The organism is Craurococcus roseus, from assembly GCF_039523795.1.
In the GTDB taxonomy this organism is placed as follows: domain Bacteria; phylum Pseudomonadota; class Alphaproteobacteria; order Acetobacterales; family Acetobacteraceae; genus Craurococcus; species Craurococcus roseus.
On the sequence record NZ_BAAAFZ010000046.1, the window covers coordinates 118,332 to 143,453 of the forward strand.

Genomic DNA, 25,122 nt, shown 5'->3' on the forward strand with positions numbered 1-25,122 from the left:
GGCGACTCCCTTGGCCTCAGCCTTCCGCCGCGCTTGGATGCGGCCCAACGACGAAGACGAGGGAGCGAAACCATGCCAGACGCCGCGGTGCCGATCGCCGGCAACCGCTTCCTCCTCGTGGGCGGCGCCAGCCTGGTCGGCTCCGCCACCGCCGCGGAACTGCTGGACCACGGCGCGGCGGAGGTCGTGCTGTTCGACAACTTCGCGTTCGGGTCGGAGGAGGCGGTCGCGCACCTGCGAGACCATCCGCGGCTGCGCCTCGTGCGCGGCGACGTCATGCGCTTGCCGGACTTGTTGCGCGCGGCGGAGGGCGCCGCGGGCGCGCTGCTGCTCGCGGCCTACATGACGTTGTCCATGGACCGCGACCCCTGGGGCGGGCTCGACGTGAACATCCGCGGCGTGCAGAACGCGCTGGAGGCCTGCCGCGCGAACCGCGTCCGCAAGGCGGTGTTCGCGTCGTCCAACGCGGTGTACGGCTACGGGCCGGGGGTGTCCGGCGAGCTGGTGGAGCCGACGCCCTTCCACAGCCAGGGCGCGCCGCCCGCCGCCATCCTCTACGGCGCCAGCAAGATCATCGGCGAGCAGCTCTGCCGCGACTACGGGCGCAAGCACGGGCTCCACCACGTCACGCTGCGCTACTCCACCGTGTACGGCGAGCGGCAGCACTACCGGGCGGCCAACGCGCTCTACATCATCGAGACCATCGACCGGGTGCGGCGCGGCCTTGCGCCCCAGGTCCTCGGCGACGGGAGCGAGACCAAGCACTTCGTCTATGTGGGCGACCTCGCCCGCGCCAACCGCATGGCCTTCGAAAGCGCCGCGACCGGTGTCGCGGTGAACTGCTCCGGCCCGGAGCCCATCACCACCCTTGAGCTGGTGCGGTTGGTGACGGAGCTGGCCGGCGGCGGGCCGGCGCCGGAGTTCGTCGGCGAGGAGCCCGGCAAGGTGCGGCTCACCTCCGGCGGCCCCTTTCGCATCGCGCACGAGGAAGCGGAACGCGCCATCGGCTGGCGGCCGGAGGTCGGTATGCGCGAGGGGCTGCGGCGCCTCATCGCGTGGCGGGACGGCAACGAAGGGAGGGCGGGCGCATGAGCGCGACGCGGCGGAACATCCTCGCGGCGGCCAGCGGTTTGCTCGCCGCGCCGGCCATCGCGCAGACGGCCCGCTTCCCCGAAAGGCCAATCGAGATCGTGGTCGGCTTCATCGCCGGCGGCGGCACCGACCTCGACGCGCGGAGCTACGGCCGGGCGCTGGAACAGCGCCTCGGCGGCACCGTCGTCATCAGCAACCGGCCTGGCGCGGGCGGCGAGTTGGCGCTCGGCGCCGTGGCCCGCGCGCGGCCGGACGGGCACACGCTCGGCACCACCAACATGCCGAGCTTCGTCACCATCCCGATCGAGCGGCAGGCGCAGTTCAAGCTGGACGACTTCGCGCCCATCGCCAACCTCGTCACCGACCCGAGCGCCATCACGGCGCACGCCGAGGGCCCGTTCCGCAGCCTGGCGGACGTGATCGAGCGCGCCCGCGCCGAGCCCGACCGGATCACCTACGCCTCGCCGGGCGTCGGCACGGACGACCACCTGCAACTGGTGCTGCTGCAAGAGGCGGCGGGCGTGCGGCTCAACCACGTCGTGTTCCAGGGCGACCCGCAGCTCCGCGCCGCGCTGCTCGGGCGGCAGGTGGACCTGATCGGCCTCAACCTCGGCGCCGTCACCGCCACGCCGCAGAACATGCGGATGCTCTCGCAGGGCGGGCCGCGCCGCAGCCGCTTCCGGCCGGAGGTGCCGACGCTGCGCGAGCTGGGCTTCCCGGTGGAGATGGCATCCGAGCGCGGCGTCGTCGCGCCGGCCGGCACGGCGCCCGCGATCCTGGCGCGGCTGCGCGAGGCGACGGAGGACATCGCGCGCGACCCGGAGTTCGTGCGCGCTCTGGAAGGGCGCTTCACCGAGCCGGCCTTCGAGCCGGGCGAGGCTTGGTTCGCGCGGCTGCGGCGGGACGAGGCCAGGTACAAGGAGCTCTGGCGGCGCACGCCCTGGGCGCAGCGCTAGGACGCACGCCAGTTGAAGCGCTGTTGCAGCCAGTCGCGGTAGGCGAGCGCGGCTTCGGTCGGCGGCGCCAGCGCAGCGGACAGCAGCGGCGCGGCCTCCGCGCCGGTCAGCACGCGCATCCCGGCCGCGGCGGCGACGCGCGCCTCCTCCTCCGACCAGCGGGCGACGGCGGCGCGCCAGGACGCCACGCGTTCGGCGGGCGTGAGCGCGGGGAGCACCAGCGCCGCGTGCAGCCGCGCCGCGGCGGCGGCGGCCTGCACGGCGGCGCGCAGCACCGTCGGGCCCGACGCCAGTTCGGACATGCAGGGCACGTCCGGCAGGGCGGCGTCGCGCGCGCCCGCCGCGTCGAGCGTGAACCACGGCTGCGCGTCCAGGGCCGAAAGGCGGGCGGGCACGTCGGGGCCGTGCAGGAGAACGACGTCCACACTCCCCTCCATCAGCGCGGCCTCAGCCTGCAAGGGGGCCAGCCCGGTGACCGGCACGGCGTGCAGCCCCATCATGCCGAGCCCGCACAGCGCGGTGGCGGCGGGCGAACCGGCGCCCCACACCGCAACGCGCACGACCCCGCCGCCACTCGCCGCGGGCAGGGGGACGCGGCCGGCCACCACCGCCAAGCCTTCGGCGGCGCAAACCGGCAGCCAGCCGGCGGCGTCGAAGCGCGCGCGCGGGTCGCCGACCAGCCGCGCCTGCGCCGCACCGCCGCTCAGCACGAGCGAGGTCCGTCCGTCGGGCTCGACCAAGGCGGAAAAGCGGTTGGCGGCGGTGACGCCGTCCGGGCCGCCGAGGACCTTGCGCTCCACCCGTGCGACCGCCATGGCGGCGGCCGTGGCGCCGCGCGAAAGGAACGCCGCCAATCGGGCGGACCAGCGCTCGTGCGCCCCATCGTCCGGCCCCGGGACCAACAGCGTGGCGGGGCTCAGCGGCAGGGCCGCGCGCGCGGCGAAGGCGGGCAAAGCGCCAGCTGCGAGACCGGCGGCGGTGGCGCGCAGGACGCGCCTGCGGGCGGCCGGCGGCGGCGGCGGCGTCATGAGTCGTAGCGCAGCAGGGTCTCGCACGGCACGTCCAGCCGGGCGCGGCCCTCCAGGAAGGTGAGCTCGATCAGCGCCGCCACCGCCGGCACCACCGCGCCGGCCTGCCGCAGCAACCGCACGCCCGCGGCCATGGTGCCGCCGGTGGCGAGCAGGTCGTCCAGCAGAACCACGCGCTGCCCCGGCTCCACCGCGTCGGCCTGCATCTCGATGCGGTCCGTGCCGTATTCCAGCGCGTAGTCGAGGCCGACCGTCTCGCCCGGCAGCTTGCCGCGCTTGCGGAGCATGATGAAACCGAGGCCCAGTTCCAAAGCCAGGGGCGCGGCGATCAGGAAGCCGCGGCTCTCGATGCCGGCGAGCAGGTCCGGCCGGTGCGGGCGGATCGCGCGGCCGAGTCGCGCCATGGCGGCGGACCACGCCGGGCCGTGCCGCAGCAGGGTGGAGATGTCGTAGAAGAGGATGCCCGGCTTCGGAAAGTCGGGGATGCCGCGGATGTGCTCGCGCAGATCGATGCTTTCGTCGTCGCGGAGGATCGTCGTCGTCGTCGCGTCGGGCATGGGCGCGGACCATAGGGGCCGTGCCGGAGGGGGGCAACCTGGGCCGCCGCCAGCGTCCGAGAGGGCTTGGCCGGGCGGCACCTGCGGGCCATGTACGGGGACATGCCTCGCGTCGCCGTCGCCCTCCTCATCGGCCTGCTCGGATTCCTGCTCTACGTCGGCGCCGTGGTGGCGCTGGCCGACCGCGTGCTCGAACTGCATTGGACCGTGCAAACCGCCTACTTCGTCCTTGCCGGCGTCGCCTGGGCTTGGCCGGCGCAAAGGCTGATGTACTGGGCGGCGCGGAAGGACCCGCCCCCGCCACGGCGCACGCGGAAGGCCTGACGCGCCGGTCGGGGCCGCACCGGGCACGACTCCGCCGCCGAAGTTCCGGGGCGTCCCGGCCGTCTGCCGTCGAAGACGCCTCCCTTCCCGGGTCGGGCGCCGGCCGCGACCGGCGCCGCCCTGCCTGCCGCGTGTGCGGCCTGCCCGGTCTGGGCGCAGGGCGGGCTTGCGGAGCGCCCAAGGCAGGGGTGCGGGATGGCATGGGACGTGCAAGATACGGGGCGCAAGAGCGAACCCCGCCGGCTTCGGGCGGTTAGGAAAAAGGCATGCCCGACGCGGTCCTCAACGGTTACGATCCCGGCGCGTTCTGGTGCGAAATGTCGCAGGGCGGCGCGGCCCAGACGGTGCGCGACCGGCTCGCGGCCCTCACGCTGGACGAGCTGAAGCGGCGCGCCGCCGACGCCGACGCGGAGCTGCGCGACCTCGGCATCACCTTCACCGTGTATTCGGAGCGCGACGCGGCGGACCGCGTGCTGCCCTTCGACTGCATCCCGCGCGTCCTCTCGGCGGAGGACTGGGCAACGATCGAGTCCGGGGTGTGCCAGCGCGTTTCGGCGCTCAACCACCTGCTGCACGACATCTACCACGACCAGAAGATCCTGGCCGACGGGGTGATCCCGGCCGACCTGGTCCTCGGCAACGCCAATTACCGGCCGGTCATGCGCGGCGTGGACCTGCCGCACCGCACCTACGTCAACGTCTGCGGCACGGACATCGTGCGCGACGCGTCGGGCGGCTTCATGGTGCTGGAGGACAACGCCCGCACGCCGTCGGGCGTCGGCTACGTCGTCGAGAACCGGCACATGATGCTGCGCGCCTTCCCCGACATGCTGGAGGGCGTGGAGCTCCGCCCGGTGGCCGACTACGGCTCCCGGCTGCTCGGGGCGCTGCGCGAGGTGGCGCCGCCGGTGGCGGACCCGCAGGTGGTGCTGCTCTCGCCCGGGCCGTACAACTCCGCCTACTTCGAGCACGTGTTCCTGGCCCGCGAGATGGGCGTGCCGCTGGTGGAGGGGCGCGACCTCCTGGTCACGGAGGACGACCGCGTGTGGATGCGCACCACCGGCGGCCTCGCCCGCGTGGAGGCGATCTACCGGCGCATCGACGACGACTACCTGGACCCGGAGGCGTTCCGCCCCGACAGCGCGCTGGGCGTGCCCGGCCTGATGCGCGCCTACCGCGCCGGCAAGGTGGCGCTGGCCAACGCGGTGGGCACCGGCGTCGCCGACGACAAGGCGGTGTACGCCTACATGCCGCGGGCCATCCGCTACTACCTGGACCAGGACCCGATCCTGGCCAACGTCGACACCCACATCTGCCGCGAGCCGGACGCGTTGAAGTACACGCTCGACCACCTGGAGGAGCTGGTGGTGAAGCCGGTGGGCGAGGCCGGCGGCTACGGCATAACCATCGGCCCGCGGGCGAGCCGGCGGGAGCTGGAGGAGTGCCGGGCGCGGCTGCTGGCGGAACCGGCGAACTACATCAGCCAGCCTTGCCTCGCGCTCTCGGTCGCGCCGACCCTGGTGGAAGGCCGGGTCGAGCCGCGCCACGTGGACCTGCGGCCCTTCGCGGTCACGGGGGCGAAGACCTGGGTCCTGCCCGGCGGGCTGACGCGCGTGGCGCTGCGGCGCGGTTCGCTGGTGGTCAACTCGTCGCAGGGCGGCGGTTCGAAGGACACCTGGGTCCTTGGCTGACGTCCTGCTCTCCCGCTACGCGGAATGCCTGTTCTGGCTCGCGCGGTACGTCGAGCGGGCGGAGAACCTCGCGCGCATCCTCGACGTGAACGAGACCTTCTCGCGCGACAGCCGCGGCGGGCAGAACTGGCGCTCGGTCCTGCAGCTCCACGGCGACGAGGCGCGGTTCGAGGGCTTGCACGGCAAGGCCACGGCCGAGTCCGTGCTCCGCTTCTACGTCACGGACGCCACGAACCCGACATCCATCGTCTCCGCCGTGCGCATGGCGCGGGAGAACGCCCGCGCGCTCCGGCCGCTGATCTCGAACGAGATGTGGACCCAGGTGAACGTGCTCCACAACAAGCTCGGCGCGCTGGGCGACGGCGCGCTGGCGGCGGGCAACCGCGCGCGGCTGTTCGGGCAGGTGAAGGAGGCGTGCCAGACGCATGTCGGGGTGCTGGAAGGCACCTTCTACCGCGGCCAGGGCTGGCATTTCTGCCGGATGGGCCGCTACATCGAGCGCGCCGACCAGACCACGCGCCTGCTCGACATCAAGTACCACCTGCTCCTGCCCGACCCGGCGGACGTCGGCTCGCCGCTCGACGTGAGCCAGTGGAACGCGCTGCTGCGGTCGGCGGCCGGCTACCAAGCGTTCCGGCAGATCCACCCGGAGGGCATCACCCCGACGCGGGTGGCCGGCTTCCTGCTGCTGGACGCGCGGTTCCCGCGCTCGGTCGCGCTTTGCGTGCGGGAAGCCGCGGCGCTGCTCGACGGCTTGCGTTCGCAGTACAACCTGCGGGGAGGGACGGGCGCGGCGGAGGAGTTGGACCGGCTGCACTCCGTCCTCAGCACGCTGTCGATCGGCGCGATCCTCAAGAAGGGGCTGCACGAGTTCCTGGACCTGCTCCAACGGCAGTTCATCGCCGTCACCGCCGACCTTTCCGACACGTTCTTCGGGCATGGCCGGGCGCAGCAGAGCCAGTCGCAATCCGGGCCGTCCGGGTCGCAGTCCCAGTCGCAATCGCAATCCGGATCGGGGTTCGAGTGGTGGCCGCCGCTGCCGCCCCTGCCCCCGGTCCAGAACTAGAGCGACCGATCCCATGCCGCTCCTGGCCGTCCGCCACACCACGACCTACCGGTACCGCCAGCCCGTGGCGTTCGGCGAGCACCGGATGATGCTCCGCCCGCGCGAAGGGCACGACCAGCGCATCCTGGACGCGCGGCTCGACATCAGCCCCGCGCCGTCCGGCGTGCGCTGGCTGCACGACGTGTTCGGCAACAGCGTCGCCGTCGCCCGCTTCTCCGGCCGCGCCGCCGAACTGCGCTTCGACAGCTACGTGCGCCTGGACCACCAGCCGAGCGGCGCCGACGACCTCCACCTCGATGAGCACGGGGCGATCTGGCCGTTCTCCTACGGGCCGGAAGAAGGGGCGGACCTCGGCCGCTCCATCGAGCGCCACTTCCCCGATCCCGAGCGCGAGGTGGACCGCTGGGCGCGCCGGTTCGCGCGGGCGGGCGGGCCGACGGACACGCTGGAGCTGCTGTCGGAGATGACGCACGCCATCCGGAACGAATTCGCCTACGTCGCGCGGGAGGGCGGCGGCACGCAGCCGCCCGGCCGCACGCTCAAGCTCGGCAGCGGCACCTGCCGCGACTTCGCTGTGCTGATGATGGAAGCGGTGCGCTCGCTCGGCTTCGCGGCGCGCTTCGTTTCGGGCTACCTCTACTCCCCGGGGCGCGACGGGGACGGGCACGTTGGCGGCGGCTCCACCCACGCCTGGGTCCGCGTGTACCTCCCCGGCGCCGGCTGGGTGGAGTTCGACCCGACCAACGGCATCGTCGGCAACCGCGACCTGATCCGCGTCGCCGTGGCGCGCCAAGCGTCGCAAGCGGTGCCGCTGGCGGGAAGTTGGACCGGCTTCCCCGCCGACAGCCTAGGGATGGAGGTGGAGGTCCACGTCACCTCCGCGGAACCGGGCGGCGTCGGCGACGCCGCGCCCGGGGCGGCCGCCGAACACGCGGCGCCCCCCTCCCCCGCCGCGTCCGACGCGGCGCTGGTCTGAAACCACCGATCCGAACGCGACGACGATACCGGAGACGAACCCCCCATGCTGATCCGCGCCGGCTACAAGATCACCTACGACTGCACCCAGCCCACCCCGATGCTGCTGGCGCTCAGCGTCCGCCCCGAGCGCCTGCCGGACGTCGAGGGCGAGCACCGCATCCGCTTCGACCGGCCGGCAGAGGCGCGCGACTACCTGGACGGCTTCGGCAACACCATCACCCGGCTGGTGGCGCCCGAGGGCCGGCTGGTGATCTCCAACGACTTCCTCGTCCGCGACCCCGGCACCCCGGACCCCGCCGCGCCGGACGCCGAGCAGCACCGGGTGGAGGACCTGCCGGACGACGTGCTGGTGTACCTGATGGGCAGCCGCTACTGCGACACCGACCGGCTGTCCGACACCGCGTGGTCCTTGTTCGGGAACACGCCGCCCGGCTGGGGCCGGGTGCAGGCGATCTGCGGCTACGTCCACGAGCGCATCACCTTCGGCTACGAACACGCCCGCTCCACCCGCACGGCGTGGGACGGCTACATGGAGCGCAAGGGCGTGTGCCGCGACTTCGCCCACCTCGCCGTGGCGTTCTGCCGCTGCATGAACATCCCGGCGCGATACGCCACCGGCTACCTCGGCGACATCGGCGTGCCCCCGGCCGACTCGCCGATGGACTTCAGCGCGTGGTTCGAGGCGTACCTGGGTGGGCGCTGGCACACCTTCGACGCGCGGCACAACTTCCCGCGTATCGGCCGCATCGTCATGGCGCGCGGGCGCGACGCGACGGACGTGGCGATCTCCACCACCTTCGGCCCTTGCACGCTCGCGGGCTTCGAGGTGGTCACGGAGGAGGTGGGCGCGGAAGCAGCCCAGGCGGCGCGGCGCGGCGAGGCCGCGGGGCTGGTGCCGGACCGCTCCTCCGGCCAAGGCCCGGCGCAGCGCGACATGGCGGTCGGCTGAGGGGACGTGGAGGCCGAACCGCCCGCCGTCACGACCGTCAACGAGGGCGGCGCCTCCCCTTACGTGCTGCTCTGCGAGCACGCCTCAAACCGCATCCCTGCGCCTTACGCGGGGTTGGGCCTCGGGCCGCGCGACCTCGGGCGGCACATCGCCTGGGACATCGGGGCGGCCGACCTCGCGCGCGGGCTGTCGCGCCGGTTGGACGCGCCGCTGTTCCTGTCCGGCTACTCGCGGCTGCTGATCGACTGCAACCGCCCGCCCGGCGCGCCCACCAGCATCCCTGTGCGGAGCGAGGACACGGACATACCCGGCAACCTCGACCTCCCGGCCGACGAGGGGGCGCGTCGGGAAGCGATGTGCTTCTGGCCCTTCCACGCCGCGGTGGCGCGGCTGCTCGACAGGCGCGCGGCGGAAGGCAAGCGGACGGTCGTGGTCGGCGTGCACAGCTTCACGCCCGTCTTCCTCGGCGTAGCCCGGCCGTGGCTGGCCGGCGTGCTCTACGCCCGCGCCGAGCGGTTCGGGCGCGCGATGGTGGCGCGGCTGGCCGCCGACCTCGGCCCCGGCGCCGTCGGCGACAACGAGCCCTACCGCATCGAGCCGGAGCAGCACGACTACACCGTGCCGGTCCACGGCGACGCGCGCGGGCTGGACGCCGTGTTGCTGGAGGTGCGGCAAGACCTGATCGCCACCGCAGAGGAGGCGGACGCGTGGGCGGCGCGGCTCGCCCCGGCCTTCGCCGACGTGGCGGGCGAGGCGGGCACGACCGGCCGCCGCTGACCCGCTCCCCCACACCGGCACGATCTCGCATTCGTCAGCATGTTTGTTTCGGGTCCGGGGCAGACGGACTCGGAATACTGCATACTATGGACCTCCTGAGGATCGAGGTCCGGCTCCGGCGCGGCCCGTCGAGCATGAGGAGGCCGCGCCCGCGGCCCCCTCGCCCTGGTGCGCTCCGCCGCGTGTCCGGGAGCGGCGTCCCGGATGGTGCTCGTCGGCGCGGCCCGGCTTCCGGCAGGGAGCATTTGAGCCATGGCGCGCCGCACCCGCACCCGCATGCCCTGGCCGCGCGGGAGGTCCGCCGCCGACGCGTCGTTCTTCGAGGACGACCCGAAGCGCTGGCCCCGCCCAGACAGCCCCGAGGTCAGCGTCTTTTCACGGGCCGAAGAGGCTGAGAGCCACAGGCGCTGGAACCGCGAGATGCTCCGCGAGCGGTTCCGCGGCCCGATGTCCGGCACCGAGGCGCTCGGACTCGGCATCTCCGCAGCGTCCCTCGCGGCACTGGCCAACCTCGACGAGCCGTCCGATCGCCGCCGCGGCAACGCCGGAGGCGACGCGTGGGCGGGCGGCGGTCGCGGAAGCATTTGGACCGCCGCCGCCGTCGACGCGCCGGCGGTGCGGAAAGCCGCGGCGGCGCACGACGCCCTCAAGCCGGTGCTCACCAGCAAGGCCGCCGGGCCGGCAAACGGCTTCTTGGACATGGGCGTGGACACCGCGTCCTTTTCCAGCCCGCTGTCCGGCAGGGCCGATCCGGCCGCCGCCGCTCGGCGGGCGGCGGCGCGCGGCGGCGGCGCACCGCTCGAAACCCGGCCGGCCGGCGCGGAGCGCGCGGACGTCGTGGTGCTCCGCAAGCCGGAGCAGGCCGCCACGGACGCCAGGGCGCCCCTCGCCAACGACGGGGCGGCCGCCCTCCGCGGTCCGGCAGTGGGGGAAGCGAGCGTCGCCGCGGCGGCCTTTGTCGCGCGCCCGGATACCCTTTCGGAGACGCGCGCCGAGGACCGCGACCAAGCGGCGGTGAAGGGCGCCAAAGCCGAGCAGGGCCGCGCCACCGTCGACGCCGCCGCGCAACCGGCGGCGGCGAAGGAAGCGCCGCCCGCGCCCGACGCCGCCGCGCGCCCGGACCGCGTCGAGGCGCCCGCTGCCCAGGACAAGGCCGCCGACGCCGCCCCCGCCGTAGAAAGCAAGGCGGCGGCGACGGGCCACGGCCGCGACGCGACGGCGGCCGAAGCGACAAGTCGGACCAAGGCGCGGGACGTCGTCGCCGACGAGAAGGCCGCGGTGGCGGAGGTCTGCGAGCCCCCCGAAACGCCGGTAGAGGCCAGGGCGAAGGACATCAGCCTCGCCGCCGAAAGCGGCTCCGGCACGGCCCAGAAGCCGGCCAAGCCGCTCGCGGACACGAAAGCGAAGGCCGTCGAGGTCGTGGAAACCAAGGCCGACGCGGGCCGGGGGACGACCGACGCGCCCGGGCCGACCAAGGCGAAGGACGCGCCATCCGCGGTCTCCACCAACGCGGACAACGCCCGAGCCCACGCCGACGCGGTCGAGCAGGCCGCGGCCAAGACCGCCCTGGCAACATTGGGGGCCGCCGCGGTCCAGGACCAAGGACCGGCGCACGGCGCCACGCTCGGCCATATCAAGGTCGACGCGGCTACCGAAAAGGCCGCCCAAACCGAGGCGACGGGCGGCGCATCCGGCCCGATGAAAGCCGCGGGGGTTCTCGCGGACCCGCACGCCCATCCTTCCAAAGCCGCTTCGCCCGCGGACCTCCCTGTGGCCCAGCCGACCAAGGCCGCGCCCGGCCTAACCGACGCCGTGGCCCAGCCGGGCAAAGCCGTCCTCGGCCCGGCCGACGCGCTCACCCAGCCGGTCAAGGCGGTCCCCAACCTCGCCGACGCGCTCGGCCCAACAACCAAGGCCGTTCCCGGCCCAGCCGACGCCCCAACCCAATCGGGCAAGGCCGGGTCGCTCGCGGATGCGCCGGCGCAGCAGCCCGCCAAGGCGCCGCCGGTTCTGGCCGACGCGCTCGCCCAGCCCGCGAAGGCGGCGCCCGGCTCGGCCGACGCGCTCGCCCAGCCCGCGAAGGTCGCACTTGGCGCCGACGCGCCGGCGCAACCGGGAAAGGCCGTCCCCGGCCTCGCCGACGCGCTCGGCCCAAAGACCAAGCCCGCTCCCGGCCAAGCCGACGCCCCGGCTCAACCGACCAAAGCGGCCGCTGGTGTGGCCGACGCGCTTCCCCCACAAACCAAGGCCGCTTCGGACCTCGCCGACGGCTCCGCCCAGCAAGGCAAATCCGTTTCCGGCTTGGCCGGCGCGCTCGCCGAGCCGGGCAAGGCCGAGTCGCATTCGGACGCGCCGGCGCAGCCGACGAAAGCCGCACAGAACGCACCTACGCAGCCGGCCGAAGCCCCTCCGCTCCTGGCCGACGTGCCCGCGTCGTCGAAGGCGCTGCCGCGCGCGGACGCCGAAGCACCTCCGCAACCGAACAAGCCCGCGCCGGTCCTGGCCGAGGCGCCTCCGCAAACGGGCAAAGCCGGTCCGAAGGCGGACGCGGACGCACCCGTCCAGCCGTCGAAGACCGCGCCCGCGCCCGCCGACCCCGTCGCGGAGCCTTCGACGGGCCCGAAGCGCGCAGGCGACGCGGACCCGCCGGCGGGCAAAGCCGCCGCGTTGGACGCGGACGCGCCGCAACCCGATCAGCATGCCGGGGACGCCCCCCTGCAACCGGTCGAGGCCGCGCAGAACGCGGACCAACAACCGGCGTCCCCCCCCGGTGCCGACCAGGATTCGAAGAGGTCCATGGCGGACAAGGACGCAGCCGGCGACGGCACAGCCGGCCCCGCCTTGGCCGACGCCGATTCGACAGTGCACATCCCTAACCTGTGGCAGCAGGGCAAAGGCGGGGCGGAGCCGGCCCCGATCCACACCTTCGTCCCGGGCGAGGCTTCGCAAGGCACGCCCGCGGATACCTTGGTGCTGGACGTCGGGCTGGCCCGGGGGCGCGCTCCCGGCGAAGCTCCCGCGGCGAAGCCGGAACCGGCGCCGCTCAGTGGCGGGACCGGGCACGACGCGCCTTCCCTGATCGTCGTTTCGGGCGAAAGCAACGCTTGGGACGAGGCGATGGCCCCTTTCGCGCCGGAGGCGCCCGAGAAGGGCGTCAAGCCGCACGCCACCGACCTGCCTCACGACCCGGGCGACGCACACGAGTTCGCCGGGATCGGTGGCCAAGGGATCGGTGGCCAAGGGGGCCACACGCCGTCCTCGGCCCACGACTTGGCGCTCCTCTGACGGCACCGACCGGCCGGCCTCAGCGCGGGAGCGCGCGCCGGAGGGTCTTCAGCCGCGAGTCGTCGAAGGGCAGGGTCGGCACCAGCCACCCGCCTTCGTCGTTCTCGTTCCACGCGTAGACCAGCGCCGCCCCGGCCGGGGCGGCGCTCGGCCGCGCCGCCACCCAGTCCACGCAGCGGCGGAGGTGCGCCGCGATCTCCTGAGCGGTGCCCGGGTGGTAGAATCGGTCCATCCCCGCGCCGGGGCGCTGCCACGCTTCCCAAGGGACGGGGTTCTCGACGCGGGGCCGGCGGTCCCAGCCGGCCATGGCGGTCGGCACCACCTCGACACCCGTGTCCGCCATCTCGTCCCACCGGCGCTCGGCGAGTTCCGCGAGCGCCGAGTAGGGCGCGTCAGCGGCGCGGCCGTCGGCGATGGTGTAGGCGCCGAGCGCGTCGGCGCCGATGGCGCGCACGAAGCCCGCGCCGGGGTCGGGCCTCGCCATGACCACCAGGTAGGGATCGGCGGCGCCGGCCTCGCGGGCGAGCGCGCGGAAGGCGGACACCGCGTCCCGCAGGCCGTCCGTCCCGCCCCAGCGCTCGGCGATCAGCCGCTCCGTCATGAAGCCGAGGAAGTAGAGCGGCCGGCCCGCCGGCGTGCGCATGTGGTCCGGGTGCGCGAGGAGTTCGGCGTGCCACCGCAGCAGCTCGGCCGAGGGCTGCGCGGCGCGGCCCCACTGCACCAGCTCCGACGCCATGCAGAAGCGGAGGCCGCGGCGCTGCGTGGAGGCGAGGTACAGGCGGAGGCCCGCCGACATGGGGCTCTCGCGCGGATAGGCGACGAAGGCCCAGAAGCCCAGGCCCGCTTCGACCGCGAGTTCGATCTCGCGGTCCATCACCTCCTGCCGGCCGCCGTCGATCGCCACCGTCCCGTCCGGCGCGACCTCGGCGAAGAAGGGCAGGCGGTGGCGCCAGGGCGCGGGCGACAGGCTGCGCTCGACGGCCCGCGTGGTGGGCGTGCCGGGCGCTTGCCACGCGTCCCAGCGGATCGCGCCGAGGACGGGCCGACGCGGCGGCGAGGCAGCCACGGCGCCGCGTGCCGCCAGCACCGCCGCCAGACCGCCGCGCAGGAAGGCGCGGCGCGCCCCCCCCCGGGCCGTCACCGCCCGGGGCTCATGCCGCACCGCTCGAGGCCTGATCCGTTCCGCGCCGCCGCTGAGGCGGGCGCCAGCTATGGCCGGGCGCCCCGGCGCGGGGCGGCCTGGGTTCCCGTTTCTGCGGGGATGACGGGAGGGGACGGGTCAAGACGCGTACCGAATGGTGTCAGGCGGTGAGCGCCAGCTCGGCCTTCGCCGGCGCTTCGGCGGTTTCCGCGCCTTCCGTCACCAGCTCGGAGCCGAGGCCGTTCCGGTGCAGGAAGAGGCGCCACTCCATCATCAGCCGCTCGAACTGGCGCGCGAAGGGGCGGTAATCCGCGGCGAGCAGGCGCTCCACCGTCTCTTCGGCCGGCACGGCGCGGTCGAGGACGAGGTGCGGCACGCGCAGCAGCTCGCACAGTTCCAGCGTCCGCATGTCGTGGACCAGGAACAGCGCCGGCGTGCCCGCGAGCAGCGCCGCGACGTTGCCGTGGAAGCGCGAGCCGAGGGAGGCGGACATGGTGCCCATGCAGCCGACCCAGTCCTCCACGGAGAAGAACACGCGGATGCGGCCTTCCAGGAAGCGCCGCACGTCCTCGCGCGAGCCGGACACGTCGAACAGCTCGGCGATCCGGGGCAGCACGGCGGAAGCGGCCGCGGCGTCGTTCCGCGCCATGGCGTCGAGCAGCGCCATCTCCGGCGTCTCGTTCTGGAGGATGTAGTAGGCGTTCTCGTGGATGACGCGCTGGAACAGCGCGTTCTCGCTGGCGCGCATGCCGGTCGCGGCGATCGAGTGCCGGCGCACGTTGTTGGAGAAGTTCACCGCGATCTTGTCGAGCGAGGGCTTCGACGCCGCCAGCTTCGCCACCGTGGAGGGCCGCAGGTTGAGCAGCGACGGGCAGCCGGTGATGCTGACGTTGCGGATGCCCAGGTTCCACAGCACCTCGGCGGTGAAGGCGCCGCGGACGCCGACGGAACCGCCGCGTTCGGACAAAAGGCGCAGGAACCGCTCGGTGCCGGGCTTAAGGGCCACCTCCTGCCCGGGCAGCACCTGGGAGCCGAGGCCGAAGCAGAACAGCGGCACCTTGGAGCGCGCGAAGTAATCGGCGTGGTCCGTGAGGTCGACGCCGTTGCCGACGAAGTTGGAGGCAGGGATCACCACCAGGTCGAAGTGCTCGTGCAGCCGCTCCGCCGGGATGGCGCCGAAGCCGGGGTGGAACGCCTTCCTGGCGCAGTCCAGCCCGTGGAACAGGCCGTGGCCGATGAAGAGGTTGCCGGTGTTGGCGCCGGTGGCGGCGAGCTTCGCGGGCAGGTTGCCCGTCGTGACGGCGTGCGCGGGCGCGCCCCAGAAGCAGGCCCGCTTACCGGGCAGGGAGATCTTCAAATGCGTCTTCTGTCCGTCGGTCAACTCGGTCGGCCTCCCCGGCCCGGAGAATGCTTGTGTGTCAAATCGGGCGAGGCCCGCCCGCCCGGCCTCGCAGGCGGGCGGGGCGTCGCGTCGGCGCTCGGCGGCTCAGGCCGCCTCTTCCAGCGCCTTCTTCCATTGCTGCGCGTCGCCCTCGTAGCGCGGGCTCGGGCTGCGCCACTCGCCGGCGCCGGCCAGGGTGAAGTGCTCGCGCGCGGAGGACAGCTTGCCGGCCTTCACCGCCGCGCCGACATCCGGGTTGGCGCGGAGGTACCAGCGCTCGTCCACGTCCGGCGTGGCGCCCAGGCGGCCCTCGAAGTAGCCGAAGCCGATGTAGTGCAGGCGCGCGCTCTCGATCTCGCCGCGCTCGACCGCCTCGGCCACGTCCGGGTTGGCCTTGAGGTAGCCGGCCTCGTTGAAGTCGCCGTTGGCGACGGCGAGCTGCATCAGAAACTTGAAGAGGCCCATGGGGATGGTGACCTCGGTCGCGTCCTTCAGCTCCTCGCGGGAGGTGCCGGCGTTGTGCAGGACGGCGTCGTAGGGCGGGATGTACATGCTTGCTCCTCGAATGGATGGGGGTCGGTGTCGGCGGACGCGGCGGCCGTTCAGGCCTTCTCGCGCTTCCTGGCGCCGGGGCGCGCCGCGCGGCGGCCCGGGCCCTTCTGCTTGGACGTTTTCACCTCGGCGGCCCGGGCCGTGGACGGCCGGGGCGGCTTCCTCTTGGGGAGCGGTCCGGCCGGCGGATCGCCGGGCAGGTCCGCGCCGAGCTGGGCGGCAACCTCGGACAGGTAGGCGCGCTGCGCCTTGCGCGGCGCTTCCTCGCCGAGGGCCTTCTGCGCGAAGCCGTGGCAGCGCGCGATCTCCTCAACGTGCCGGCCGCCGTCGAGCGCGTGGGTCACGCTCTGCGCGTGCCGGCGGTGGACGTTGAGCGGCCGCGCCTCGTAGGCGACGCGGGCGCCCGGCCGGGCCAGCGCTTCGAGGTAGAGGCGCCAGTCGCCCGCCATCTTGAAGCCGCGCAGCTCTTCCTGGCAGGCGTCGAGCGCCCGGAGCAGCGCGTCCCGGCGCCAGACCACGGCGCTGACGTTCAGGATGAGGTTCTTCACGCCGAGGAAGCGGCGGACGAAGGCGTCGGCCCGCATCACCTCCGTGCGGGAGAGCGCGTTCGGTTCCACCGTGGCGTAGTAGCCCTTGTAGCTGTCCCACATCGGCGAGCCGTCGGCGTGGATGGTGCGGCTGTCGGAGAAGCCGAGCACCACCTTCGGGTCGTCCTTCATCAGCGCGACGACGCGGGCCAGGAAGTCGGGATCGGACAAATCGTCCGCTTCCGCGATCCAGACGAACTCGCCCTTGGCGTACTCGGCGGCCTTGCGCCACTGGGCGAAGACGGAGCCGGAGTTCGCCTTGTTCGGGGCGAGGCGCACCTCGCGCCCGGCCTTGGCGGCGACGGCCGGGATCACCTCCAGGCTGTCGTCCGTGGAGCAGTCGTCGAGGACCACGACCTCCTGGACCGGGTGGGTCTGGCGGAAGATCGAGCCCAGGCGCTCGTGCATGTAACGGGCGTAGTTGTAGTTCGGCACCACGACCGAGACGGAGGGGAGGTCCGGGAGCGCGAGGCGCAGCAGGTCCTGCACGTAGGGGCGCCAGCGGAAGCGGGAGGCTACGGCGACGCGCCTGAGAGCCTCTTCCTCCGTCGCCGTGGGGCGGAGCGCCTTGGTCATCGCTTCGGCCATCGCCGTCACGTCGCAGTAGGGCACCACGGTGCCGGCGCCCTCGTTGGCGCGCAGCATGTCCGGGATGCCGCCGGTGCGGTCGAAGGCGAAGGCCGGCAGGCCGGCGGCCAGCCCTTCCAGCACCACGGAGGGGAACGGGTCCTCGCGCGAGGTGAGCGCGAAGGCGTCGGCGGCGCGGAGCACGCTGCCCACGTCGTCGCGGTGGCCGGGCATGTGGAAGGTGCCGGTCGCGCGCGCGGCGGCGATCTCGTCCGCGAGCCAGCCCTGCATCGCCGGGTCCATGGCGCCCAGCCAGCAGAAGTGGACCTTCCGCGGCCCGCGCCATTGCAGCAGGCGCCAGAGCTGGAGGAAGAGGTCGAAGCCCTTCCGCATGTCGGCGTAGCCCATGCCGACCACGAGCCGGTCCTCGTCCCCGACTCCGAACTCGGCCCGCACCTTGGCCCGCGCGTCCGGCGGCGCCGACAGGTCGCGGTAGATGCCCTGCGGCCGGAGCAGGAAACGTTCCCCGTCCGCCTTCAGGCCCAGTTCGTCGAGCACCTGGTCGCGCACGAAGGGCGCCGGGAACACCACCTTGCGGGCCAACTGGAGCGCCGAGCGGGCGCCATCGGACAAATGCTTCTCGCGGATGATGCGCGGCAGCTCGTGGACGAGCTGCACCGCTTCGATGCCGGCGGCCTTGAGCGGCGCCACGGCGCGGCCGGCGGCGGTGGTGTTGACGATGGCGCCGCGGAAGCCGCGGGCGGCGAGGGCCGCCAAGCGGGCCGGGAGGGTGGCGTCGCCGCTGGCCACCGTGGTCGGCGCCACCTTGCGGTAGGCCGCCTCCATCTTGCCGCCGTCGAGCAGCAGGTACTCGATGTCGACGCCGAAGGAGCGCTTCAGGGTGGAGCCGATGCCGAGCAGGAGCTGCTGCGCGCCGCCCGGGAAGGCGTCGTGGCCCACCAGCAACAGGCGCGGCGGCGCTTCCGTGCCGGCGCGGCTGGCGCCGGTGACAGCGCGGGCGGTGGCGTTGAGGTAGGCGGCGCCGAAGTGGAGGTCGGGCTCCAGGTAGGCGCCCTCGCACCACTCGTTCCAGGCGTTGATGCAGACGATCGGCTCGCCGAAGAACGGCTTCTCGACCGCGCGGTCCACCAGCGAGGAGAGCCATGCCTCGTACTTGGCGGGGGTGGAGTCGGTGATGACCAGGCCGTTGCCCTGGCGCCGGGCGTCGTTGTCCCAGCTCGGCACGGCGGTTTTGATCAGCGGGAAGGCCGGCGCGGGCTCCTCCAAGGAGGTCCGCACCACCGTCTCGTAGCGGTAGACCTTGCCGGTGAAGTCCGGGTCCAGGATCTCCAGGCCGGTTGAGACGGGCTCCAGGTGCTGCGTCAGCTTGTGCGGCGGGAACTCGATGGCGCCGTCCATGCCGTGCTTGGCCGGGTCGGTGTCGCCGAAGGCCTGCGCCATGACGAAGATCGGGTCCTCGCCGAACTTCTCGCGGAAGGTGCGGCGCCAGCGGGCGACGGTCTCCGCCGCGTCCGGGATGATGCCGGGGCGGTAGACCATCAGCACCGGCCGGCCCTGGAGGCGGATGTAGCGCGGGTCCTGGAAGTGGCGGGCGAACTCGGCCGCCATCGCCTCGTCGTCGCCCTCGCGGTAGTCCTGCGAGATCAGCACCTCGCTCTCGGCGCCGTCCCAACGCCGGGTCCAGTTCTCGTTCGCCCACATCAGGGCGAAGGGCATGTCGATGGAGCGGTCTTCGAGGAAGCGCTCGACCGGCTTTTCCATCAGGCGGTGGCCGTTGAACCAGTAGTAATAGAAGACGAAGCCATGGACGCCGCCGGCCTTGGCCATCTCCACCTGGCGGCGGAAGGGGTCGTTGCCCTCCAGGCAGTAGAAGCCGAGGTCGCGGGGCACGCGCGGCTGGTAGTGGCCGCGGAAGCGCGGCAGGCCGCGGGGCACGTTGGTCCACTCGGTGAAGCCCTTGCCCCACCAGGAGTCGTTCTCGGGGAAGGCGTGGAACTGCGGCAGGTAGTAGGCCAGCAGCTTGACGCGCCGCGCCACGTCCTCGGCGAGGGGCTCGAATTCCTCGAACTCGGCGGCCGGCTTGGTGAAGCGCTTCACCTCGCGCGGGATCGACACCTCGTCCTCCGGCATCCGGCCGTGGACGCCCGGTTCGTGGCGGCGGGCGAGCCAGTGCGGGAAGGGGTTTTCGGACAAATCGCCGCGGAGGTAGCGCTGGGCGTAGAAGCGCACGTCGAAGGCGGCGGAGGGGTTGCGGCCCTCCTTGTAGCCGTAGCACCAGAAGTGGAGAAAGGCATCCACGCCGGCGGCGGCGACGTCCGGGCTGTTCTTGCAGTAGTAGTCGACGTCGAAGTCCGGCATCGGGCTGAATCGCCCGGTGGTGCAGTTCGCCAAGTAGTGCGACAGGGCGCACTCGCCGGCCGGTATGCCGTAGCGCTCGCGGTACCAAGCCGTGTCGAACATCGGGCTGGGCGAGCGGCCCTCGGCGTCGCCGTGGAAGGCGTAGTGGTAGAGCGGTTGCAGGCCGCCCGTAGCCACGTCCGGGTTGCGGGCGGAGTACCAGAGCGGGTCGAAGTACGGGTTCGGGCAGCGGCCCTCGGTGTAGCCGTGGTCGTAGAAGTGGTCGAAGGCGTCCACCCCGGCCTCGGCGATGTCGGGGTAGCGCTCCAGGTAGTACCGGCTGTCGAACAGGTTCGTCCGGCGCAGCGCCGCCTTGCGGGCGGCGTGCAGGGCTTCGGTGTCCTCGGCGGGCACCGCCGCCAGCGCTTCCTCGACAACAGGGTCGAGGGCGGGGGCGGAGGCGGCGCGGCGGCGTTCGAGCTGGGCGAAGAAGTCCGACATCTGGGTCAGGCGGCCGCCAAGCGGGGGAGCAGGCCTTCGAGGTAGGCGCCGTAGCCGCTGGAGCGGAGCGAGGCGGCGAGGCGGCGCAGCTCCGGCGTGCCGATGAAGCCCTTGCGCCAGGCGATCTCCTCCGGCGCGGCCACCTTCTGCCCGGTCCGCTTCTCGATGGCGCGGACGAACTCGCCGGCTTCCAGCAGGCTGTCGTGGGTGCCGGTGTCGAGCCAAGCGTAGCCGCGGCCGAGGCGGCCGACGTGGAGGTAGCCCTCCTCCAGGTAGACGCGGTTCAGGTCGGTGATCTCCAGCTCGCCGCGCGCGGAGGGCTTGAGGGCGCGCGACAGGGCGGGGGCGGAGCCGTCGTAGACGTAGAGGCCGGTGACGGCCCAGTCGGAGCGCGGGGCGCGCGGCTTCTCCTCCAGGGAGAGCGCGCGGCCGTCGCGGTCGAACTCCACCACGCCGTAGCGCTCGGGGTCGGAGACGCGGTAGGCGAAGACGGCGGCGCCGTGCAGCGCGCCGCCCTCGGCCGGGCGCCGGAGGTTTGCGACGGCCTCGTCCAACCGCGCTTCGAGGTCGTGGCCGTGGAAGATGTTGTCGCCCAGCACCAGCATGGACGGGCCGCCGTCCAGGAACTCCTCGGCGAGGACGAAGGCGTGCGCGATGCCGCGCGGCTTGTCCTGCTCGGCGTAGCAGATCTTCACGCCCCACTGGCTGCCGTCGCCGAGCATGCGCCGGAACAGCGGCAGGTCGTGCGGCGTCGAGATCAGCATGATCTCGCGGATGCCGGCCAGCATCAGGACCGACAGCGGGTAGTAGACCATCGGCTTGTCGTAGACCGGCAGGAGCTGCTTGGAGACCGCGAGGGTCGCGGGGTGCAGGCGCGTGCCGGCCCCGCCGGCGAGGACGATGCCCTTCATGGTGTCTGCTCTTTCGGTGGTCGGGGGTTCAGGCGGGGACGGAGGCTTCGGCGTGCAGGAGTTGGCCGAGGCAGCGCTCCAGGGACGGGCGCCAGTCGGGGCGGGCGATGCAGTGGACGGCGAGGATGCGCGAGCAGTCGAGCCGCGAGTCGGCCGGGCGGCGCGTCGGCGTCGGGTAGGCGGAGGTCGGGATGGCGTTGAGCTTCGGCACCTTCTGCCCGCGCGAGGCCGCGCCGGCGAAGACCGCCGCGGCGAAGCCGTGCCAGGTGGTGTCGGGCGCCCCCGAGAGGTGGAACACGCCGAAGGCCTCGTCCCCGGCCGGGGAGCGGAGCAGGCGCGGCGCCATGCGGAGCGCCGCCGCGGCGAGGTCGGAGGCGAAGGTGGGCGCGCCGCGCTGGTCGTTCACCACCGAGACCTCGTCGCGCGTCTCGGCGAGCCGCAGCATGGTGCGGAGGAAGTTCTGCCCGGTGGCGGACACGACCCAGGAGGTGCGCACCACCGCCGAGCGCGGGTTCGCGGCCAGGACCGCCCGCTCGCCCTCCAGCTTGGAGCGGCCGTAGGCGCCGATGGGCGTCGGCCGGTCGGTTTCCGTGTAGGGCGCGCCCTTGTCGCCGTCGAACACGTAGTCCGTGGAGACGTGCAGCACCGGCGCGCCGGTCGCGTGCGCCGCCGCGGCCAGGGCGCCGGCGCCGTCGCGGTTCACGGCCAGGGCGGCGTCCGGCTCGCTTTCCGCCCGGTCCACGGCGGTGTAGGCGGCGGCGTTCACCACCAGGTCGGGCGACACGCTGCGGACCGCCGCCACGATGGCGCTCGGCGAGCCCGCGAGGTCGAGGCCGTCGGCGCGGCCGAGCGCCGAGACGCGCCAGCCGGCGCCGGCGAAGGCGGGCACCAGCGCCCGCGCGAGCTGCCCGTCGCGCCCGGCGACCAGGACGCGGAGCGGGCGGTGTTCGCCGCGCCCGCTCACGCCGGCACCATCGCGGCGGGCTTCGTCGCCGGCAGGCCGAGGCGTTCTCCGGCGTAGCGCTTGTCGCGCAAGGGGCGCCACCACCACTCGTTGGCCAGGTACCACTCGACGGTGCGCCGGAGGCCGCTCTCGAAGGTTTCACGCGGCAGCCAGCCGAGTTCGCGCTCGGCCTTCGCCGCGTCGATGGCGTAGCGGTGGTCGTGCCCGGGCCGGTCGGCCACGAAGGTTATGAGCTGGCGCCGAGGGCGGCCGTCGGCCAGCGGCGGGGCCGAGGCGTCGAGCACGTCGCAGATGGTCTCCACGACCTCGAGGTTCCGGCGCTCGCTCCGGCCGCCGACGCAGTAGGTCTCGCCGGGCTCGCCGCGCCCGAGCGCCGTGGCCAGCGCCCGCGCGTGGTCCTCCACGAACAGCCAGTCGCGGATGTTGTCGCCCTTGCCGTAGACGGGCAGCGGCTTGCCTTCCAGGGCGTTCAGCAGGACGAGCGGGATCAGCTTCTCGGGGAAGTGGAAGGGCCCGTAGTTGTTGGAGCAGTTCGTGACCAGCACCGGCAGCCCGTAGGTGTGGTGCCAGGCTCGGGCCAGGTGGTCGGACGCCGCCTTGGAGGAGGAGTAGGGCGAGCGCGGGTCGTAGGCGGTGGTCTCGCTGAACGCGGCGTCGTCCGGTCCGAGCGAGCCGAACACCTCGTCGGTGGAGACGTGGAGGAAGCGGAAGGCCGCGCGCCCGGCGGCGTCCAGCGACTCCCAATGGGCGCGGGCCGCCTCCAGCATGGTGAAGGTGCCGGTGATGTTGGTGTGGATGAACGGCGCCGCGCCGGTGATGGAGCGGTCCACGTGGCTCTCGGCGGCCAAGTGGGCGATCGCGTCCGGGCGGAACGCCCCCATCGCGCCCCGCATGGCGTCGGCGTCGCAGATGTCGGCCTGGAGGAAGGAGAAGCCGGGCTTGCCCTCGCAGGCCGCGAGGTTCCGGCGGTCGCCGGCGTAGGTGAGCTTGTCCACCACCAGCACGGAGGCGCCCAGGTCCAGGACCAGGTGCCGCGCCAGGGCCGAGCCGATGAAACCGGCGCCGCCGGTCACGAGTACGCGCATGGGGCCGTTCTCTCCGCCGCTCACGGGAACACCGCCGGGAGGTCGCCGAGCGGGGGCAGCAGCGCGTCCTTGCGGGACACCAGCGCGTCCTCCGGGGCGACCGGCCAGCCGATGCCGAGCGCCGGATCGTCCCAGGCGATGCCGGCGTCCGACTCCGGCGCGTAGTCGGCCGTCACCTTGTACGCAACTTCCGTGTTCGGCTCGAGCGTGCAGAAGCCGTGCGCGAAGCCGACCGGCACCCACAGCATGCGGCCGTCGCCCGCCGCCAATTCCACCGCCACGTGCTTGCCGAAGGTGGGGGACGAGCTGCGGATGTCCACGGCCACGTCCAGGATGCGCCCGCGCAGCACGCGGACCAGCTTGCCCTGCGCGTGCGGCCGGCGCTGGAAATGCAACCCGCGCACGGTGCCGATGCGCTCCGAGAGCGACCAGTTGTCCTGCACGAACTCCTCGACGAGGCCGAGGGCCGCGAAGTCCCGGCGGCTGTAGGTTTCGGAGAAGACGCCGCGCGGGTCGGCGAAGCGGCGCGTCTCGAACAGCATCGGCGCCTCGACGGAGGCGAAGCCCCAGGCGGTGACGTTGCCGGAGCGACCGATCAACCGCAGGTCATCTCCCGGATGCGACGGCTCGGTGCGCGGGAGGAGGTCTACGGCGCCTGACATCGTGCGAAGTTCCCCGACTGGTCTGGCGCCAGTTAACGATCTCGTGAGCAGCTCATCAACCTAAAAGTGAAGCCGGAATGATGACAGCACGTTCCGGTTGTGGCGCGATCGCCGCTCAGTCCCTCAGCGACCGCCGCATGCTGTCGCGCAACGGGCGGAGCACGTAATCCAACGCCGTGCGCCGTTCGCCGATCAGGTACGCCTCCACGGGCATGCCCGCGCTGAGCGGCACGCCGCCCGCGTGCTCCGCGAAGGACGCGCGGTCGAACTCAACGCGCGCCAGGAAGTAGGCCTGGCCTTGCGGGTCGGTCTGCCGGTCCGCCGAGACGTAGATCACCCGCCCGTCCAGCAACGGCAGCTCCTGCGCGCGGAAGGCGCTGAGCCGGAGCCGCGCCGGCTGCCCGACGCGCACCAGCTCCACGTCGTTCAGCGCGACGCGCGCTTCCGCGACGAGCCGGTCCTCCAGCGGCACCAAATCGAGCACCGGCTGCCCGGCGCCGATGCTGCTGCCGGGGGTGAAGAACTTCAGGTCGGTGACGGTGCCGCCCTCGGGCGCGACCACCTCGCGCCGGTGCAGCACGTCGGCCGCGCCGCGCAGCCGCTCCTGCGCGTCGGCGAGCAGGGCCTGCGCCTCTTGCAGCTCGCGCGCCACTTCCTGCTGGCGGTTCAGGCGGAGGTTCGACATCTCGAACTCCGCTTGCGCGATCTGCTCGCGGCTCCCCGCCTCCTGCGCGCGGTACTGGCCGAGGTTGCCGAGCGCGTCCGCCTCCGCGCGCTGCAACTCCCACTGCCGGGTGCGGGTGGCGTAGCCTTGGGCGAGCAGGCGCGAGACGCCCGCCAGCTCCTCGCGGACGGCGCGAAGGCGCGTCGCGGTCGCCTCGCGCTGCGCCGCCATCGCCGCCGCTTGCTCCTGGAGCTGCGCGATGCGGGTGCGTTGCAGGGCGATCGCGCCCTCGAAGGCGGCGGAGCGGGCGGCGAAGAGGCGCCGTTCGGCGTCCATCAGGCCGGCGATGGCCGGGTCGCCGGCCGCCGCCTCCGCGCCTTCGGGCAGGCGCATCTCCCGCGCCTCCGCCTGCTCCGCGCGCAGGCGCTCGGCGCGCGCCGCCTGCGCCCAATAGGCCGCGCGGGCCTGGTTGGAGGCCGCCTCCGCCTGGGTGGTGTCGAGGCGGAGCAGGGGCTGCCCCGCCGCCACGCGCTCGCCTTCGGCGACCAGCAGGGTGCGGAGGATGCCGGGCTCCAGCAGGGTGATGGTCTTGCGCCGGCCTTCCGCCACCAAGGAGCCGATGCCGATCACCGCGCGCTCGATGGGCGTCACCGCCGCCCAGCCGCCCAAGCCCCCGGCACCGAGCGCCAGCACCAGGAGCGACACCGCCGCGATCCGCCGGAGCGACGGCGCGGGCAGGGCCGCCTCCATCTCCGCTTCGAGCATGTCCGCCGCCGTCATCGCCGCCGCCGCCCGTGTCATGCCGCTGTCTCCGCCGCCGTGGCCCGTTCCGCCCGCCAAGCGCCGTCGGCGCCGATCCTGAGCACGCCGTCCAGCACGCCCCGCCAGGGGGCGGGATCGTGCGTCACCAAGAGCACCGCGGCGCCCCCGCCGCGCGCCGCGGTCGCCCCCGCGGCGCGCAGCGCGGCGCGGCCAGCGGCGTCCAACCCCGCTTCCGGCTCGTCCAGCAGCAGCAGCCGCGGCGCCCCGTCCAGCGCCCGCGCGAG

Annotated in this window: 20 protein-coding genes and 1 pseudogene; 9 read left to right on the plus strand and 12 right to left on the minus strand. The window is 73.5% G+C overall.

What is annotated here, in order from left to right:
• The first annotated feature begins 72 nt into the window (after window positions 1–72).
• Both ABD067_RS15130 and ABD067_RS15135 read left to right on the plus strand, forming a co-directional pair.
• Window positions 73–1,092: an NAD-dependent epimerase/dehydratase family protein gene (locus ABD067_RS15130; protein ID WP_343896178.1), complete on the plus strand. Its 1,020-nt coding sequence runs from the start codon at window positions 73–75 to the stop codon at window positions 1,090–1,092.
• Window positions 1,089–2,048, plus strand: coding sequence for a tripartite tricarboxylate transporter substrate binding protein (locus ABD067_RS15135; RefSeq protein ID WP_343896179.1), 960 nt, complete (start codon window positions 1,089–1,091; stop codon window positions 2,046–2,048). Before ABD067_RS15130 ends, ABD067_RS15135 begins: the two co-directional genes overlap by 4 nt.
• Here ABD067_RS15135 and ABD067_RS15140 read toward each other — a convergent pair.
• A complete protein-coding gene (locus ABD067_RS15140; protein ID WP_343896180.1) occupies window positions 2,045–3,001 on the minus strand; it encodes a hypothetical protein in 957 nt (318 codons plus the stop codon). The genes ABD067_RS15135 and ABD067_RS15140 overlap by 4 nt on opposite strands.
• 71 nt (window positions 3,002–3,072) lie before the next feature.
• Window positions 3,073–3,588 (minus strand): adenine phosphoribosyltransferase, encoded by a 516-nt coding sequence (locus tag ABD067_RS15145; protein ID WP_343896197.1) that lies wholly within the window; start codon window positions 3,586–3,588, stop codon window positions 3,073–3,075.
• Between the two features lie 147 nt (window positions 3,589–3,735).
• On the opposite strand from ABD067_RS15145, the gene ABD067_RS15150 reads away from it, so the two are divergent.
• The 7 genes from ABD067_RS15150 to ABD067_RS15180 all read left to right on the plus strand — a co-directional run bounded on the left by ABD067_RS15150 (window position 3,736) and on the right by ABD067_RS15180 (window position 12,703).
• Complete coding sequence (locus ABD067_RS15150) at window positions 3,736–3,957, plus strand: DUF2842 domain-containing protein (protein ID WP_343896181.1); 222 nt, start codon at window positions 3,736–3,738, stop codon at window positions 3,955–3,957.
• Window positions 3,958–4,223: 266 nt separating this feature from the next.
• Window positions 4,224–5,648: a circularly permuted type 2 ATP-grasp protein gene (locus ABD067_RS15155; RefSeq protein ID WP_408871560.1), complete on the plus strand. Its 1,425-nt coding sequence runs from the start codon at window positions 4,224–4,226 to the stop codon at window positions 5,646–5,648.
• Window positions 5,641–6,714 (plus strand): alpha-E domain-containing protein, encoded by a 1,074-nt coding sequence (locus ABD067_RS15160; RefSeq protein WP_343896182.1) that lies wholly within the window; start codon window positions 5,641–5,643, stop codon window positions 6,712–6,714. The genes ABD067_RS15155 and ABD067_RS15160 overlap by 8 nt, the downstream gene beginning before the upstream one ends.
• A gap of 13 nt (window positions 6,715–6,727) precedes the next feature.
• The gene (locus ABD067_RS15165) at window positions 6,728–7,690 is read left to right on the plus strand and encodes a transglutaminase family protein (RefSeq protein WP_343896183.1); all 963 of its coding nucleotides are present in this window, start codon (window positions 6,728–6,730) and stop codon (window positions 7,688–7,690) included.
• 45 nt (window positions 7,691–7,735) lie between these two features.
• Entirely contained in the window at window positions 7,736–8,641 is a 906-nt protein-coding gene (locus ABD067_RS15170; RefSeq protein ID WP_343896185.1) for a transglutaminase-like domain-containing protein, read from the plus strand.
• Window positions 8,642–8,647: 6 nt separating this feature from the next.
• A complete protein-coding gene (locus ABD067_RS15175) occupies window positions 8,648–9,418 on the plus strand; it encodes an N-formylglutamate amidohydrolase (RefSeq protein WP_343896186.1) in 771 nt (256 codons plus the stop codon).
• Window positions 9,419–9,670: 252 nt separating this feature from the next.
• Window positions 9,671–12,703 (plus strand): hypothetical protein, encoded by a 3,033-nt coding sequence (locus tag ABD067_RS15180; protein ID WP_343896187.1) that lies wholly within the window; start codon window positions 9,671–9,673, stop codon window positions 12,701–12,703.
• A 19-nt stretch (window positions 12,704–12,722) separates the two neighbouring features.
• On the opposite strand, the gene ABD067_RS15185 is transcribed toward ABD067_RS15180, so the two are convergent.
• From ABD067_RS15185 to ABD067_RS15230, 10 genes and pseudogenes are all read right to left on the minus strand, one after another.
• Window positions 12,723–13,844, minus strand: a complete 1,122-nt coding sequence (locus ABD067_RS15185; protein ID WP_343896188.1) for a glycoside hydrolase family 71/99 protein — start codon at window positions 13,842–13,844, stop codon at window positions 12,723–12,725.
• A 160-nt stretch (window positions 13,845–14,004) separates the two neighbouring features.
• Window positions 14,005–15,225, minus strand: coding sequence for a polysaccharide pyruvyl transferase family protein (locus ABD067_RS15190; protein WP_343896189.1), 1,221 nt, complete (start codon window positions 15,223–15,225; stop codon window positions 14,005–14,007).
• Window positions 15,226–15,330: 105 nt separating this feature from the next.
• The gene (locus ABD067_RS15195; RefSeq protein WP_343896190.1) at window positions 15,331–15,777 is read right to left on the minus strand and encodes a hypothetical protein; all 447 of its coding nucleotides are present in this window, start codon (window positions 15,775–15,777) and stop codon (window positions 15,331–15,333) included.
• A 50-nt stretch (window positions 15,778–15,827) separates the two neighbouring features.
• Entirely contained in the window at window positions 15,828–19,790 is a 3,963-nt protein-coding gene (locus tag ABD067_RS15200; protein WP_343896191.1) for a glycoside hydrolase family 99-like domain-containing protein, read from the minus strand.
• A 5-nt stretch (window positions 19,791–19,795) separates the two neighbouring features.
• Window positions 19,796–20,701 (minus strand): glucose-1-phosphate thymidylyltransferase RfbA, encoded by a 906-nt coding sequence (gene rfbA / locus ABD067_RS15205; RefSeq protein WP_343896192.1) that lies wholly within the window; start codon window positions 20,699–20,701, stop codon window positions 19,796–19,798.
• 28 nt (window positions 20,702–20,729) lie between these two features.
• Entirely contained in the window at window positions 20,730–21,665 is a 936-nt protein-coding gene (gene rfbD / locus ABD067_RS15210; RefSeq protein WP_343896193.1) for a dTDP-4-dehydrorhamnose reductase, read from the minus strand.
• Window positions 21,662–22,750, minus strand: a complete 1,089-nt coding sequence (gene rfbB, locus ABD067_RS15215) for a dTDP-glucose 4,6-dehydratase (protein WP_343896194.1) — start codon at window positions 22,748–22,750, stop codon at window positions 21,662–21,664. The genes rfbD and rfbB overlap by 4 nt, the downstream gene beginning before the upstream one ends.
• A gap of 20 nt (window positions 22,751–22,770) precedes the next feature.
• Window positions 22,771–23,349, minus strand: coding sequence for a dTDP-4-dehydrorhamnose 3,5-epimerase (rfbC, locus tag ABD067_RS15220; RefSeq protein WP_456305251.1), 579 nt, complete (start codon window positions 23,347–23,349; stop codon window positions 22,771–22,773).
• A gap of 178 nt (window positions 23,350–23,527) precedes the next feature.
• Complete coding sequence (locus tag ABD067_RS15225; protein ID WP_343896195.1) at window positions 23,528–24,877, minus strand: HlyD family type I secretion periplasmic adaptor subunit; 1,350 nt, start codon at window positions 24,875–24,877, stop codon at window positions 23,528–23,530.
• Window positions 24,874–25,122 (minus strand): annotated as a pseudogene (locus tag ABD067_RS15230) (ABC transporter ATP-binding protein); the annotation flags it as partial. The gene ABD067_RS15225 and the pseudogene ABD067_RS15230, both read right to left, overlap by 4 nt.